The organism is Duganella qianjiadongensis, assembly GCF_009857915.1.
In the GTDB taxonomy this organism is placed as follows: domain Bacteria; phylum Pseudomonadota; class Gammaproteobacteria; order Burkholderiales; family Burkholderiaceae_D; genus Rugamonas; species Rugamonas qianjiadongensis.
Genome location: NZ_WWCM01000002.1, coordinates 602,687 through 617,487 on the forward strand (window position 1 = coordinate 602,687; position 14,801 = coordinate 617,487).

The 14,801-nt window shown below is 62.5% G+C and carries 10 protein-coding genes; 7 read left to right on the forward strand and 3 right to left on the reverse strand.

Translation table 11 applies throughout. From position 1 onward, the window contains the following. Positions 1 to 97: 97 nt before the first annotated feature. Positions 98 to 1,570 (reverse strand): hypothetical protein, encoded by a 1,473-nt coding sequence (locus tag GTP27_RS05490; protein WP_161038143.1) that lies wholly within the window; start codon positions 1,568 to 1,570, stop codon positions 98 to 100. Positions 1,571 to 2,041: 471 nt separating this feature from the next. Between GTP27_RS05490 and GTP27_RS24010 the strand changes: the two genes are divergently transcribed. Further along, positions 2,042 to 3,667 (forward strand): methyl-accepting chemotaxis protein, encoded by a 1,626-nt coding sequence (locus GTP27_RS24010; protein WP_161038144.1) that lies wholly within the window; start codon positions 2,042 to 2,044, stop codon positions 3,665 to 3,667. A gap of 17 nt (positions 3,668 to 3,684) precedes the next feature. Here the strand turns inward: GTP27_RS24010 and GTP27_RS05500 are convergent, their stop codons facing one another. Beyond that, positions 3,685 to 7,167 carry an EAL domain-containing protein gene (locus GTP27_RS05500; protein ID WP_161038145.1) on the reverse strand — a complete coding sequence of 1,161 codons (3,483 nt, stop codon included), beginning with the start codon at positions 7,165 to 7,167 and terminating at the stop codon, positions 3,685 to 3,687. 235 nt (positions 7,168 to 7,402) lie between these two features. Here GTP27_RS05500 and GTP27_RS05505 point away from each other — a divergent pair, with 235 nt between their 5' ends. From GTP27_RS05505 to GTP27_RS05530, 6 genes are all read left to right on the forward strand, one after another. After that, on the forward strand, positions 7,403 to 8,152 hold the full coding sequence (locus tag GTP27_RS05505; RefSeq protein WP_161038146.1) for a substrate-binding periplasmic protein: 750 nt from the start codon (positions 7,403 to 7,405) through the stop codon (positions 8,150 to 8,152). 134 nt (positions 8,153 to 8,286) lie between these two features. Then, positions 8,287 to 10,323 (forward strand): sensor histidine kinase, encoded by a 2,037-nt coding sequence (locus GTP27_RS05510; protein ID WP_161038147.1) that lies wholly within the window; start codon positions 8,287 to 8,289, stop codon positions 10,321 to 10,323. Between the two features lie 27 nt (positions 10,324 to 10,350). Further along, positions 10,351 to 10,737, forward strand: a complete 387-nt coding sequence (locus GTP27_RS05515; protein WP_161038148.1) for a hypothetical protein — start codon at positions 10,351 to 10,353, stop codon at positions 10,735 to 10,737. 185 nt (positions 10,738 to 10,922) lie between these two features. Beyond that, positions 10,923 to 11,717 (forward strand): methionine ABC transporter ATP-binding protein, encoded by a 795-nt coding sequence (locus GTP27_RS05520; RefSeq protein ID WP_161038149.1) that lies wholly within the window; start codon positions 10,923 to 10,925, stop codon positions 11,715 to 11,717. Beyond that, on the forward strand, positions 11,710 to 12,372 hold the full coding sequence (locus GTP27_RS05525) for a methionine ABC transporter permease (RefSeq protein ID WP_161038150.1): 663 nt from the start codon (positions 11,710 to 11,712) through the stop codon (positions 12,370 to 12,372). The genes GTP27_RS05520 and GTP27_RS05525 overlap by 8 nt, the downstream gene beginning before the upstream one ends. Before the next feature lie 47 nt (positions 12,373 to 12,419). Then, the gene (locus GTP27_RS05530; RefSeq protein WP_161038151.1) at positions 12,420 to 13,256 is read left to right on the forward strand and encodes a MetQ/NlpA family ABC transporter substrate-binding protein; all 837 of its coding nucleotides are present in this window, start codon (positions 12,420 to 12,422) and stop codon (positions 13,254 to 13,256) included. Here the strand turns inward: GTP27_RS05530 and GTP27_RS24015 are convergent. Further along, positions 13,253 to 14,713, reverse strand: a complete 1,461-nt coding sequence (locus GTP27_RS24015; protein WP_161038152.1) for a methyl-accepting chemotaxis protein — start codon at positions 14,711 to 14,713, stop codon at positions 13,253 to 13,255. The genes GTP27_RS05530 and GTP27_RS24015 overlap by 4 nt on opposite strands. Positions 14,714 to 14,801 lie beyond the last annotated feature (88 nt).

Here is a 14,801-nt window from a genome sequence, read left to right on the forward strand (position 1 = left end):
AGCGCAGCTTGCCCAACGCGGATTGTAGCCGAGCGGGATGAATATTTGATGACCGTATCATATTCTTATGGAACGCCCGCCGGGGCGCACGAACCGGTCAGCGCTTCAGCACATCGAAGACGGGAGCGTTGTCATCCTTGGGACGGCAGAAATGCGCCACCAGCGTAGTCGGCAAACGGTTCATGGTTTGCTGCAGGCCAGTCATCAGATCGGCAAAGTACACATTCTTGGCCTCGCGGTTGAGCAACACAAAGTCGAACGGCCGGGCGGCGCCATCACGGTTGATTTCGCCTATCAGTTGCGCCACATCTTGCGGCTGGGTGCCTATGCCGCCATCCAGCGAATAATTGGTCGAATTCAGCCGTGGCGCCGACATATAAATCTGATCGTCGGCAATGGCAATCTGCTTATCCTTGAGCCGCTTCGCGTATTCCATGGTACGCGACGACATCACCGTGTTATCAGGCGTAGCGAACTGGAACTCTACGCCGCCGGGCTTGGTGAAAGTACGCCCCTCCCTGCCATTGCCGTGCGACGATAACATCATGGTAGGGTTGTATTTACCCTTGCCGTGGAATACATAGGCTATTTCTTTGCCATCGAGAATAACCGGCGTAATGTCGATATTGTGGCGCGCCATCAGCTCCAGTCGCGCTGCCTCGGGCAGGTTGGTAGAGCTGGCCTGTATATGGCGGCCGGGCGTCAGTTGATCTACCAGGAAGGGCTGCACCTCGTCCAGACTTTGCGCCACATAGCAGCCCTTACCCGGCACGGCCACGCCATAGCCGCCGGGCACACTCTTGCTAGGCCAGATGGCCGGATAGCCAGGCTGGGGCTCAGGGTAGGACGCCAGCACGGTGACTTGATGGCCCCAGCGCTGGGCTGCCGCTTTTTTCAAGTCATCAAGCGATACGCCACGCTGCGGCGCGACGCTGGCGGCCATCTCCACTATCGGCGAGGACGGACGCGGCGGCACTGCCAGTGCAGTGAGAGGCCGATCAGTGAATTCCGTCTTGTCGGCACGCGGTGGCTGTGCCACGGGCGCCAGATTGGCTCTCCACAACTGCAATTCGGCCCAGCTCATATGCGTACGTTCGACGCCAGCCCCGGCGCTCGGCGCAAGTGTCGAGACTACGTTGTCCGGCGCAGCCGGCTCAGGTGCACTAGCCTCTTGCTGCTGCGACTGGTACTTGACCAGCCCCTCCCGCGCTGAGGCGATATCCTGGTATCTGGAAAAGTCTTTATTGCCGGGGAAACTGACGCCAAACGTGCCCGGCTGACTTGCACTAGGCCAGATCGCTGGCACATCCAGTACAGCATCAGGTTTGCTTGTGAGAACCCGGACGAACGGCAGCTCCCGCACCAGATGGTCGAGCGCTTGAAGCGAAGCAGAGGCAGACTGGGCTGGCAGAGCTGGCTGGGCTGGCTGGACTGGCTGGGCTGGCCGGGCTGGCTGATCGGGCCGGGCCAGCGTTGCCGTCACGCCAGGTGCCGGCGCCGGCTGCTGTCTTGCCAGCGACGCCACCACCTCCAGCTTGCGGCTGGTCAGCGCCGTTGGCGGCGTTGGCACTGCAGCCTGCTTACGCCGCGGGAACAGCGCTTGCACAGCGCAAAAGCTGCGTTTAAAAAAGCTGCCACAGGCACGGAAGGCCGTGATCACTGGCGCCAGTATGGTGGATGGCTGATTGGAGGAAATGTTCATCGGGCGGCTAATGGAAGGGAGCGTCCAAAGCTGGCACAAGCGCCAGCGAAAAAAGTGGATTGATGCCTATCAGTAACCGTAAAAGCCGCAAGGTTCCATCGGCGGCGGCGGATTGCGCAGCTTGGCGCACAGCGGGCCAGTTGGCCCCGTCGAGTTCCGTAGTAACACGTAGAGAGAGGCTTTCCCGAGGATTTTTTGATTCAAATCATACCGGCTCTCACTTCGAAAATTTATCGTGCAACTTCCTTAATTAAAAACAAGATGTTTTGAGCAAGCGCATGCTGCGCATCGCCACGCACTCGCTGGCACTCGAAGTACTCGCAACTGTGAAAGCCTCCCATGAATTTCAGGAACTTAGCCATCGGTAAAAAACTTGGACTCAGCTTCGCCATCGTGATCGGCATGCTGATCATCGTTGCCGCCCTCGCCTATCTGCGTGTGAGCGGCCTGAGCGACGACCTCCACCTGATCAACCAGGACCGCTACCCGAAAACCGTGCTGGTGCATACGGTCAAAGATGAACTCAACGAGCAGGCACTGAATATGCGCAACCTGCTGCTGATGGATAAACCCGAGGACGTGGAAAAGGAATACGCCAGCATCGCCAAAAACACCCGCGTGATCACGGAAACCCTGAGCAAACTCGATAAAGTGCTGACCAGCGAAAAAGGCGTGGCGCAGCTGCGCGCACTGGAAGAATCGCGCCGCAAATATCTGGCCGCCCGCACCACCTTCCTCGACAACACCCGCCAAGGCCAGCGCGACGCGGCCCTGCATAATCTGCTCGACGAAGTGCGCCCCATCCTGCAGGTCTACACCACCCAGCTCGACGGTCTGATCGCCTATCAGGAAGAACTGATGACGGCCTCGGGTCAGCAATCGCAGGCACAAGCGCAGCAGACCATCGTGCTGATCGCCGCGATCGCGCTGGCAGCCTGCCTGATCGCCGTCACGCTGGCCGTGCTGACCACCCGCACCATCACCACGCCGCTGCATCAGGCAGTCGATGTGGCGCGCCAGGTGGCCGATGGCGACCTCACCATGCTAATCCGCGTTGATACGGCCGAAGAAACCGGCCAGATGCTGGGCGCTCTGCGCGATATGAACTCGGCCCTGACCCGCATCGTCGACGAAGTGCGCACCGGCGCCGACAATATCGCCACCGCCTCCGGCCAGATCGCCAGCGGCAACCTCGATCTGGCGGCGCGCACCGAGCAGCAGGCCGGCTCGCTGGAAGAAACCGCCTCCGCCATGGAACAGCTGACCGCTACCGTCAAACACAATGCCGATAACGCCCGTCAGGCCAACCAGCTGGCCGTCTCCGCCTCGGACATTGCCGTCAAGGGCGGCTCGGTGGTAGCGCAGGTGGTGCAGACCATGGGCGAAATCAACAGCTCCTCGCACCGCATCGTCGACATCATCAACGTCATCGATAGCATCGCTTTCCAGACCAATATTCTGGCGCTCAATGCCGCAGTGGAAGCGGCGCGTGCGGGCGAACAGGGGCGCGGCTTTGCCGTAGTGGCCACCGAGGTGCGCAGTCTGGCCCAGCGCTCGGCGGCAGCGGCCAAGGAAATCAAGCAGCTGATCGATGATTCGGTGGGCAAGGTGGAAAGCGGTTCGCGCCTCGTCAACGAAGCAGGCGACACCATGAACGTGATCGTCGACAGCATCCGCAGCGTGGCCGACATCATGGGCGAAATCACCACTGCCAGCGCCGAACAGACCCAGGGTATAGAACAGATCAATCAGGCCATCGTCGAGATGGACCACGCCACCCAGCAGAATGCCGCGCTGGTGGAGGAAGCCGCATCGGCCGCCAGCGCGCTGCAGGAGCAGTCGCACCGGCTGGTGGATGTGGTCGATGTGTTCAAACTGGCCGTTACGTTCGGCGCGCCGCAGCAACGCAAGCGCAATGCGGCCTCTGCCATGGGCCGCCGCCCGCTGCATGCACTGGCCAGCTAAGACTAGGCCGCCTGATATCACGGGTCATTCTTCACCCCGCGCTCGGGGCCGTCCGTCCATGGCGGCAAGCGCGTCCATGGCTGTTCCTGCTGCCAGCGCGCCAGCCAGTCGAATAACTCACTGGCTGGCATGGGGCGCGCAACGCCATAGCCCTGCGCCAGCTCGCAGCCCAGTTGCAGCAGCGCGGCGCCGTGCTCCAGCGTTTCCACCCCTTCGGCTATCACCCCGCGGTGGCAGGCGCCAGCGAGGCGGATAATCCCTTCGACGATGCCGCGGTCGTCAGGGTCGCTGAGGATGTCGCGGATAAAGCTCTGGTCGATTTTCAGCATATCCACCGGCAGCTGACGCAGATAGGTCAGCGAAGAATAGCCGGTGCCGAAATCATCGAGCGCGAAATGCACGCCCAGCTCGCGGCAGCGCAGCAGGATGGTGATAGCCTGCTCCATATCGGCCAGCGCCGCCGTTTCCAGCACTTCCAGTTCCAGCAGAGCGGGCGGCATATCGGTGTGCTCGGCCAGCAGCGTCTGCAGCTGGCTGAAGAAGCTGCCATGCAGCAGATGGTCGGCGCTGATGTTGACGCTGATGCTGGTGGCGCGTCCTTCACGGGCCCAGCTAGCGCCCTGCGCCAGCGCCGTGCGCAGCACCCATACTCCCACCGGCTGTTCCAGCGGACTGCCATCGACGGCGGGCAGGAACTGCGCCGGCGGCAACAGCCCCCGTTCCGGATGCTGCCAGCGTATCAGCGCTTCCACCCCCACCAGCTGACCGCTGCGCAGATGCACTTTGGGCTGGTAGTACAGCACCAGTTCGTTGTTCTCCAGCGCCTGCTGGATAGAATCGAGGAAGCGGCGGTGCTCCTGCACCTGCCGGTCCGCCTCGGGATCGAACAGATGGTAGCGGTTCTTGCCCGCTTCCTTGGCCAGATACATGGCCTGATCGGCATGGCGCAGCAGCGCATCGGCATCGGAATTATCGGTCGGGTACAGGCTCACGCCTATGCTGGCGGTGACGCTGATCGCTTCGCCCTCCACCTGTACCGGACGGGTAATGGCCTGCAGCACGCGGTCCAGTATCAGCATGCATTCCTCCGGCGTGGCGATATCCGACAGCAGCACCACGAATTCGTCGCCGCCCAGCCGGGCCAGCGTGTCCTCGCTGCGCAGCATGTGCTGCAGGTGATGCGCCACCCCCACCAGCAGGCTATCGCCGGCAGCATGGCCCAGCCGGTCGTTGATCTGTTTGAAGCCATCGAGATCGATAAAGCACACCGCCAGTGCGCGCCCGCTGCGGGTGGCACGGGCAATGGCCTGCTCCATGCGGTCGGTCAGCAGACGGCGGTTGGGCGTGCCGGTGAGCGGATCGTAGTGGGCGATGCGATCCAGCTCCGCTTCGTGCGCCTTGAGCTGGCTGATATCGGAAAACACGCCCACATAGTGTTCGATTTCGCCGGCACTATTGCGCACGGCCGAAATCGACAGCAGCTCGGCATACAGTTCACCGCTCTTGCGGCGGTTCCAGATTTCGCCGCTCCAGAACGTCTTGTGCAGCACCGATTCCCACATATTGCGGTAATAGGCCGGATCCTGCTGGCCGGACGACAGTATGCTGGGCGGCTGGCCTAGCACTTCGTCCGCCGTATAGCCGGTAATGCGGGTGAAAGCCGGATTGATCTTGGTGATCTTCAGGCCGGCGCTGACCACCATGATGCCCTCGTAACTGCTTTCGAACACGGTGCTCGCTTCGCGCTGGGCCAGCTCGAATTCCTTGCGCTCGGTGATATCGGTATGGGTGCCGGACATGATCAGCGGCCGGCCGTCGGCACTGTGCTGCACCACGCGGCCGCGCGTCAGTATCCAGCGCCAGCCGCCATCCTTGGTGCGGGCACGAAATTCCGCTTCGTGGCTGGCGCTGTTGCCGCTCAAGTGACGCTGGATCGATGACATGGCGAGCGGCAGATCGTCCGGATGCACCAGCTGATTCCAGTTGCCCACCGAAACATCCATTTCGCCGGGACGGTAGCCCAGCATTTCCTCCCAGCGGGCGCTGACTTCGAATTGCTGGGTCTGCACATTCCAGTCCCAGTAGCCCTGATCCGAGCCTTCCACCACGCGCGACAGGCGCTGCTGCTGTTCGCGCAAGGCAGCGGCAGCCTGCTTCTTCTCGCTGATATCGGACAGGATGCCGACGATGCGGGCGACCGAACCGTCGCTATTGAATTCGGTGGCGCGCCCGCGCGTGTGCATCCACTTGATATCGCCGCTGCGGGTCTGCAGGCGGAATTCGAAATCCAGCCCGGCCGACAGTCCTTTGCGATGGGCGTCGATCGCGGCCACGACGCCAGGCAAATCATCGGGATGCACGAGCCGTCTGAAAAACGCCAGATCGTGGGTATCTTCCGCCGCCACATAGCCGGTCACGGCATAGTACTGCGGCGAGCGGTAGACCTTGCCGGTGCGCAGATCCCAGTCCCACAGGCCGTCACTGGTGGCCTCGATGGCCATTTCGAAGCGCTGCTGATTGAGCCGGTTCTGATGCGCAATCTGTTTGGCTTCCGTGATATCGCGCGAGATGCCGAAGATGCCGCCGATCTGTCCCAGCTGGTTCAGGATGGGCCCTTTGGTGACAGAAAAGTCGCGTACGCTGCCATCGGGCAGGGTCAGGCGTTCTTCATGGGTATGGGTGGCGCCGCTGGCCATGACGGCATGATCCCTATCCTTGACGATCTGGGCCGATGTACCGCCCAGCAAGGCATAATCATCCTGTCCCAGTATATCGCTGACAGGCTTGCCCAGAAAACCGGCTGTGGCCTGATTGGCCAGCTGGTAGCGCCCCTGCAGATCCTTCACGAAGATGGCGTCGGAGGTACCGGAAATGACGGCATCGAGCAGCTGGCGTTTGGCTTCGGCGCGGTTGATGGCCTGTTGCAGCATTTCGCTCAGCACGCTCACCGCCACGCCGTTGACCACCATGAAGCCCCATTGCAGCAAATTGTTGGGATTGCCGATATGCCAGTCGAACACGGGCGGAATCAGACAGTATTCCGTGCTGATGGCAGCCAGCGCCGTAGCCAGCAGACCGGGCCCCATGCCGCCCAGCGTCGCACTGAGCACGATGGGCAGCATGAACAGGATCAGCATGGGATCGCGCTGGGTGGTCCAGACCAGATGCAGGGCCAGTGTGCTGAGCGTGATGATGGTCGCCACCAGATACATGGGCCAGCGGCTGCGCTGCTGGCTCAAGCCGCTGGTCAGGGCATTGATCAAGGTCAGGTTGGACGGCGCATCGCCGGCCGGCACCGAACGCAAGCCCCAGAAAAACAACGCGGCCGTGGTTATGACGAAGAAGACCCCTTTGGCTGTGGACAGCCAGACGATGGACTGCCAGTCCGTCAGGGCCGACAATAGCTGGTCAGACAGGAAAATCCAGAGCAGAGCGCCAACGACATACAGTGCCGTGACAGAATAGATGAAACGCTGGCGGGAAGAAACGGTAAAACGCATGGATTCTCACTATGGGCAATTACACCTGCGCGGCAACGTATCGCAAGGTCAGGGCGATACCAGCGCAGACCCTTCCAATCTGAACGTTTTGCGTCAATTTGTCTACCAAAATTGCCGTGCCGGCGTTGTAGCCGTGCAAGATTTGCAGCGCGCACGGCACTGTGCCGTTGACTTTTACGCTACCATGACAGCCAGCTATTTACTCGATTGCAGGATACGTTTGCGGAGCCGCGCCATGCGCCGATTGCTGGCAGTATGCCTAGGGAGTCTCATGTGCGCGCTGGCGCAGGCCGCTCCCATCGAAATCATGGTAGAAGACGCTGCGGCGCCCATGTCCAATCCGGATGGCAGCGGCTATGCCAACGAAATCGTGCTGGCTGCATTTGCCGCCATGGATACGCCTGTCAAACTGACGGTGGTGCCGTATGCGCGCTGCAAAAAATACGTGCTGTCCGGCGCTGTGGCGGCCTGCCTCAGCATGTCCGACGCACCCGAGCTGGCCGGCAAGGTGCGGCTCTCCGGCCTGCCCCTGTTCTATGCCTATCCGCGCTTCTACTACCATGCCAGCCATCCGCTGAGCGCGAAAGGGCTGACCGATCTGCAACCGGGCCTGCGCATCGGCATCGTCAACGGTTACGAATACCCGCCCGAAATCCTGCGCCTGACGGAACGCGGCATCCATCTGCTCGAAGCCCGCTCGGAAGAAACCAATCTGAAGAAACTGGCCGTGGGCCATATCGATCTGGCGGTCAGCATGATGGACGATTTCAAAAGCGACGATGCGCTGATCGCGCGGGCCGGCGTGCAGCAGGTGGTGTTTGCTTTCGAAACCACGCCGCAGGGATCGTATATCGGCTTCAGCAGCCTGCACCCGCAGGGCGAACAGGCACGCCAGCTGTTCAATCGCGGCTATGCCGCCATCATACTCAATGGCACACGCGCGGCCATCGAGCGCAAGTGGAAACGTGGCAAGCCCTTATCCTGACAGACACTTTAACGATTTGCTATGTTAGCTGCAAAATAGCAACACACAGCTGAGCCATCAGTCTATCGCTGTTTGGTTGCAAGCCACTTCATGGGATACTCGATCCACGCGCCAGTGCGCAACAGGGTCATGCCATGTCAGCTTCGGAAATCAGCCCACAGCATGCGGCAGCCGCGCCGGCGGAGCTGCTGCTGCACAAGCTGCGGGTATGCCTGTCCGGCCACGAAATGCTGCATTTGCGTCCCGTGCTGCTGCAGCTGCAGGCAGAGAAACTGCATGCTGCGCAAAAGCTGGAATGCGCAGCCTTCCAGCTGCTGGACCGCGCCGCCAATGTAGAAAATTCGGCCGAAGCGCTGCTGATGCCGGCCAAGTCGCTGCAGCTGCAAGCCCAGACCGAACAGCACCCGCTGGCGCAGGCCGCTGCCTTCCGCGCCCTGCACTGGGTGCAGATGCGCATGCGTCTGCACCATGCAGCGCTGGACTCGCTGGCCCGTGCCGCCGAACTGTACGAACGCTGCGCCCAGCCGGCGCTGGCGTTACAGATGAAGGCAGCGCGCTGCCGCGTCCTCCTGAGCGCGGAGATGCACGAGGAATTGCGCCAGTTCTGCGCCGACATGCTGGCCCAGAGCGGTACGCTCAGCCCCGCCATCTACACCACCCTGATCGATTATTCCGCTTCCGCCTCCTACTATCTGGCGCTGGAAGAAGGCGATCCCGTCAAGGCCGACCAGCACTGGGGCGACTGCCTGTCGCGCCGCTTACAGGTACTGCAGTGCACGCGCAGGTTCGGGCTGGAATCGCAGGAATGCGTGGCGCTGCTGAATCTGGCGGTGGTCTCGGCTACGCGCGAGCAGACCGGCGAAAGCCGCCACTACATGCAGCAGGTGTATGACAAATATGGCAGCGAGGGCTACTGGGAACCGTGGCTGCACCTGTGCCGCCTGCTGATCCAGTGCGCCGAAGGCGAACCGCGCAAGGCGTGGCAGGAGCTGCTGGCCTACGACGCCACGCTGGCACGCGCATCGCTGCATCCGAGCCGGCTGCGTGAAATCAGCCTGTATGCCATCCGCCGCTATGGCCGCCGCTGGGGCCATCTGGAACAGGCCCTGCAGGCCACCATCGATCAGGTGGCGATGGAACGCCATTACAAACGCGAACTCTCTACCTCGCTGGGCGAAACCCTGACCGCCGTGATGGAACGCCCGCAACTGCTCTACCAGAATGCCCTGCTGGCCCAGCATGGCACCGTGCTGGAAAACTCGCTGGTGCAGCGCAATCAGGAACTCCAGCAGACACTGGACAACCTGCAGCGCGAAGTAACGGTACGGCAGGCGGCGGAAGCGGCACTGCAGACGGCACACGACCGGCTGGAACAGGAAGTACGCGAACGCACGGCGGCACTGGAGCAGGCCATGCACTCGCTGATGCAGCAGGAGAAGCAGCTCGGCCTGTCGCGGCTGGTGGTCGGCATGGCGCATGAACTCAATACCCCGCTGGGCAATGCGCGCGTGGCCGCCAGCGCCATCACGGCACAGGCGGCAGCGCTGCAGCAGACCATGGCCGCGGGCAGCCTGCGCCGCAGCCAGCTCGATGGCGTGCTCGACGATGTGCAGATGGGCGGTGCGCTGGTGGACCGGGCACTCTGCCAGATCAGCCAGCTGGTGGAGCGTTTCAAGAGCCTGTCGGGCGAACCGGCGCAGGAAGTGGCCGGCCGCTTCGACTTGAGCGACCGTCTGCGCTACTGTGCCGACAGCTGGCGCCCGCAGCTACAGGCGCGCGGCATCACGCTGACCCTGTCCATGCCCGAGCAGCTATGGCTGGTGGGCTATCCCGGCGCCTGCCAGATCGTGTTCCAGCACCTGCTCGACAACTGTCTGATGCACGCTTTTGCCCAGCGCAGTAACGGCAACATCGTGGTGCGCACGGCGCTGCGTGCACAGACCGTGGAAATCGACTGGGTCGACGACGGTTGCGGCATCGCGCCCGAACATCTGTCGCATGTATTCGAACCCTTCTTCACCACCCAGCTGGGCCTGACAGGTACCGGACTGGGACTGGCCAGCGTGCACAGCATGGTGGTCAGCATGATGCGCGGACAGGTTATACTCGAGAGCACCCCCGGTATCGGCAGCCACTTCAAGCTGCGCCTGCCCACCGGGCTCGATGCCTGAACCACCCTACCGGAAAGTAGCAACACCTTGAAGCTGGAATTTGAAACGTGGCTGGCCCGCGTCCTTTTACTCAACGGCCTGCTGACGCTGGGCGTCTGTCTGGGCTGGCTGGGCGAAGCCCATAGCGGCCTGCCGCTCGCCATCCTGACCGGTTGCGCGATGCTGGCCATCGTTTCGGCTGCGCTGGCACTCAAGCGACAGCGGCTAGGCTGGTACGGCGCGCTGCCGTATTACGGCGTGCAGGTCGTGAGCTACTATGCCTACGACGGCAGCAGCCTGTGGGCCGTCAAGGCCGGCGTCAGCCTCGGCATGGTGCTGCATCTGGCCAGCGGCGTCGTGGTACTGAATATGCTCGCGGCCTGCCTGCTGGCGGCCAGCGGCTGGGTACTGTGGCGTCAGCATCATCCCGTCTGAGCGGCCAGCGCGCTTTCTGCTTGCTCGAAAGCCGCATTAGCTAACGCGAATTACTTCGTTCACGCTGCGCAGCGCACAGCGCATACTGCCGCACTGACAGCCCGCTGCATCATCCGGCAGCAGGGCTGGCGCATGGCCACCATCACGGCCATGCGCATCGACTTTACACCAGCGCGGCGGGCCCCATGCAGAACCTCATCCAGCTACACGGCATCAGTAAATCCTTCCGGCTGCCCGATGGCAGCCGCTATCAGGCACTGCAGGACGTCAGCCTGTCGGTACGGGCGGGCGAAATCGTCGGCCTGATCGGCCGCAGCGGTGCCGGCAAGTCCACCCTGCTACGCAGCATCAACCTGCTGGAGCGGCCCGACCACGGCACTGTCCAGATCAATGGCCAGGACCTGATGCGCATGCCTGCTGCCCGGTTGCGCAGCGCGCGCGAACAGATAGGCATGATGTTCCAGCACTACAATCTGCTGCATAACCTGAACGTCTACGAAAACGTCGCCTTCCCTCTGCGTCTGCATGAACGTCTGAACGCACCACGGCTGGCGGCACGGGTGCGCGAATGTCTGGACATGGTCGGCCTGGCCGACCGCGCAGGCAGCTATCCGGCCCAGCTTTCGGGCGGCCAGAAACAGCGCGTCTCGATTGCGCGCGCGCTGGCCAGCCGTCCCGATGTGCTGCTGTGCGACGAGCCCACCTCCGCACTCGACGCCACCACCATGCGCAGCATCCTCGCCACGCTAAGCAACATCAACCTTGCGCTCGGCGTCACCATCGTCATCGTCAGCCATGAACTGGCGGCCCTGGCGCAACTGTGCCACCGCGTGGTGGTGCTGGAAGATGGCCGTATTGCCGAGCAGTTCGATCCGGCCGATACCGCCAGCTTACGTGTCACGGCGCTGGGACGCGAACTGGCCTACTACCGCAGCGAAAGCGGGCAGGCTTGCAGCCGCGAAGGAGTCCAGCATGTTTGAATCGCTACTGGCGATCATGCCAGATCTGTGGCTGGCGCTGGGCCAGACTTTGCTGATGCTGGCCATCTGCCTGCTGGTGGCCGTGCTGCTGGGCGGCCCGCTGGGCGTGCTGCTGTTCCTGCTCGGCCCGGGACAGATGCTGCAGCAACGCGCGCTGGGCGCCGTGCTGGGCTGGCTGGTGAATACGCTGCGCTCCTTCCCCTTCATCATCCTGCTGGTGGCGCTGGTGCCGCTCACCCGCTGGATAGTCGGCAGCTCGATCGGCCCGCTGGCCGCCTCGGTGCCGCTGGCCTGCGCCGCCGTGCCGTATTTCGCCCGGCTGGTGGAACAGCAGCTGCATGAAGTACCGCGCGGCGTGCTGGAAGCGGCGACCGCCATGGGCGCCAGCCCGTGGCAGATGGTATTCCGGGTGCTGCTGGTGGAAGCCCGTTCCGGTCTGGTCAGCGCGCTCACCGTGCTGGCGATCAGCTTCCTGTCCTACTCCGCCGTGGCTGGCGTGGTGGGTGGCGGCGGCATCGGCGATCTGGCGATCCGCTTCGGCTACTACCGTTTCGATACCGCCATGATGGTGCTGACCATCGCCGTACTGGTCGCGCTGGTCCAGCTGATACAGTTCGGCGGCAGCCGGCTGGCGCGCCGCCTCGACCGGCGCTAGTGCCCTCTATCTTCCCTAATTTGTCGCTTTATCTGACGGAGAATTCCATGCCATCCCATCGTTCCGTATTACGCCGCCGTCTGCTCGGTCTTTCGCTGGCCATGCTGGCCAGCCACAACGTCGCCGCTAAGGATCCCCATGAGCTGGTCATCGGCACCAGCGTGGGGCCCTACGCCGATCAGGTCAAACTGGGCATCAAGCCGATACTGGAAAAACAGGGCTACAAGGTGAAAGTGGTGGAATTCAGCGACTACATCCAGCCCAATTTCGCGCTGGCCGAAGGCGCGCTCGACGCCAATATCTTCCAGCACATCGTGTATCTGCGCCAGTTCGCCAGCGAGCATAAACTGGCCCTTAGCGAGCTGATCACCATCCCCACTGCGCCCATCGCCATCTACAGCAAAAAACACAAGGCACTGACGGAAGTGCGCGAAGGTGCGCTGGTGGCCATGCCGAACGATCCTACCAACCAGGCACGTGCGCTGGTCCTGCTCGACCAGCTGGGCTGGATCAGGCTGCGTCCTCAGGTCGATCCGCTGCGTGCTTCGGAAAAGGATATTGCAGTCAACCTCAAAAAACTCAAACTGGTGGCGCTGGAAGCGGCCCAGCTGCCCCGTTCACTGCAGGACAGCGACTACTCCTTCGTCAACGGCAATTTCGCCCTGGCCTCGGGCCTTAAACTGACGGACGCACTGATCACGGAAAAGATCTCGCCCAACTACATCAATCTGGTCGCCGTGCGCAGCGCCGACAAGGACAAGCCCTACGCGCGCGACATCGCCGCGGCCTACCGATCGCGCGCCTTCCTCGATTTCACCAACCAGTATCTGCAAGGCTATGCCAAGACCGACTACCAGCTGGCGCAGCAAGCAGCGGCGCGCTAGCCGGCAGCCAGTGCCAGCCGCGCTGTCCCCGCATTCGGACGCTCGCCCAGTTTGAAGGCGGCCACCAGTGCCGCCAGATGCTGGGCTTCCTGCGCCAGCGCATCAGCCGCTGCGGCATCCTCTTCCACCAGCGCGGCATTCTGCTGGGTGGTTTCATCAAACGCCACGATGGCGCTGTTGATCCGCTCTATGCCCTCGTTCTGCTCCTGATTGGCGCTGCTCATTTCGCCCATAATGGCGGTTACCCGCTGCACGCTAGCGACCACTTCCAGCATGGTACTGCCGGCACCGTCGACCAGCCGGCCGCCGCTCTCCACCGTCTGTACCGTATTGTTGATCAGTTCCTTGATTTCCTTGGCGGCAGCGGCAGAGCGGTGCGCCAGATTGCGCACCTCCGTCGCCACCACGGCAAAACCGCGCCCCTGCTCGCCTGCACGCGCTGCTTCCACCGCAGCATTCAGGGCCAGAATATTGGTCTGGAACGCGATCCCGTCGATCACGCTGATGATGTCCACGATCTGGCGCGAGGACGCATTGATCACGCCCATAGTATCGACCACCTGCCGCACCGCCTCACCACCGCGTTCGGCAATCTCGGAAGCACTCTGCGCCAGCGCATTGGCCTGACGCGCGCTCTCGTTATTCTGCCGCACCATGGCAGCCAGCCGTGCCATCGAGGTTGCCGTCTGCTCCACGCTGCTAGCCTGCCGTTCCGTGCGGCGCGATAACTCGGCATTGCCGTGCGCAATCTCGCCCGAGGCGGCAGCGATCGCATCGGCGCCGGCCCGCACTCCGCCTATGGTTGCCCGCATGGTGGCCAGCATTTCCACCAGCTTGCTGGCGAGGCGGCTGCGCGGGCTGGTCTCGGCAGCCGACAGGTCGATGCGCCCCTCGATGGCCGCCAGCGCCGCCACGATGCTTTCCAGTTCGGCGGCCTGACAGGCAGCGCGACGCAGTATCAGCGACAGATGAATCAGCACCGCCGATTCCACCACCACGTACGCCGCATGGATAAACACGGTGGACAGCTGCGGGCGGGTAAAGCACATCACCCCGTAGCCCCATTCCTGCAGATAGTGGAAGCTCAGGTGATGCACGGCGATGGCAGCGGCAGCAACGACGATCGGACGCCAGTCGCGGTAGGCCAGCAGAAAAGCCAGATAGACGAATATGCCGAAATGCAATTCGGTCAGACCCGCACCCTGATGGATATTCAGCGCGGCAAACACCATCAGGGCTAGCGCGATGGCACAGCGCGTCAGCAATGCGCCGGGGGCGTTAAAGTGCAGCATGGCGGGTAGGGCGGCGCTGGGCAGGCCGATCAGCAGCGCCAGCCCCCACGTGTGGTTCAGTCCCGCCAGGGCTAGGGAAAACAGCAACAGTGCGCCCAGTACAGCGAGCATGATCTTGTCGGCCTGCTCGGCGATGGCTTGCAACGGGTCATAACGCTCTTGCATGGAATACTCCCGATGGAAAATCTGAAGGACTATGGCAATAAGCTCGGCTGCTTGCGCGATGATATGCCAGAGTTCCCGCAGCGGAAAG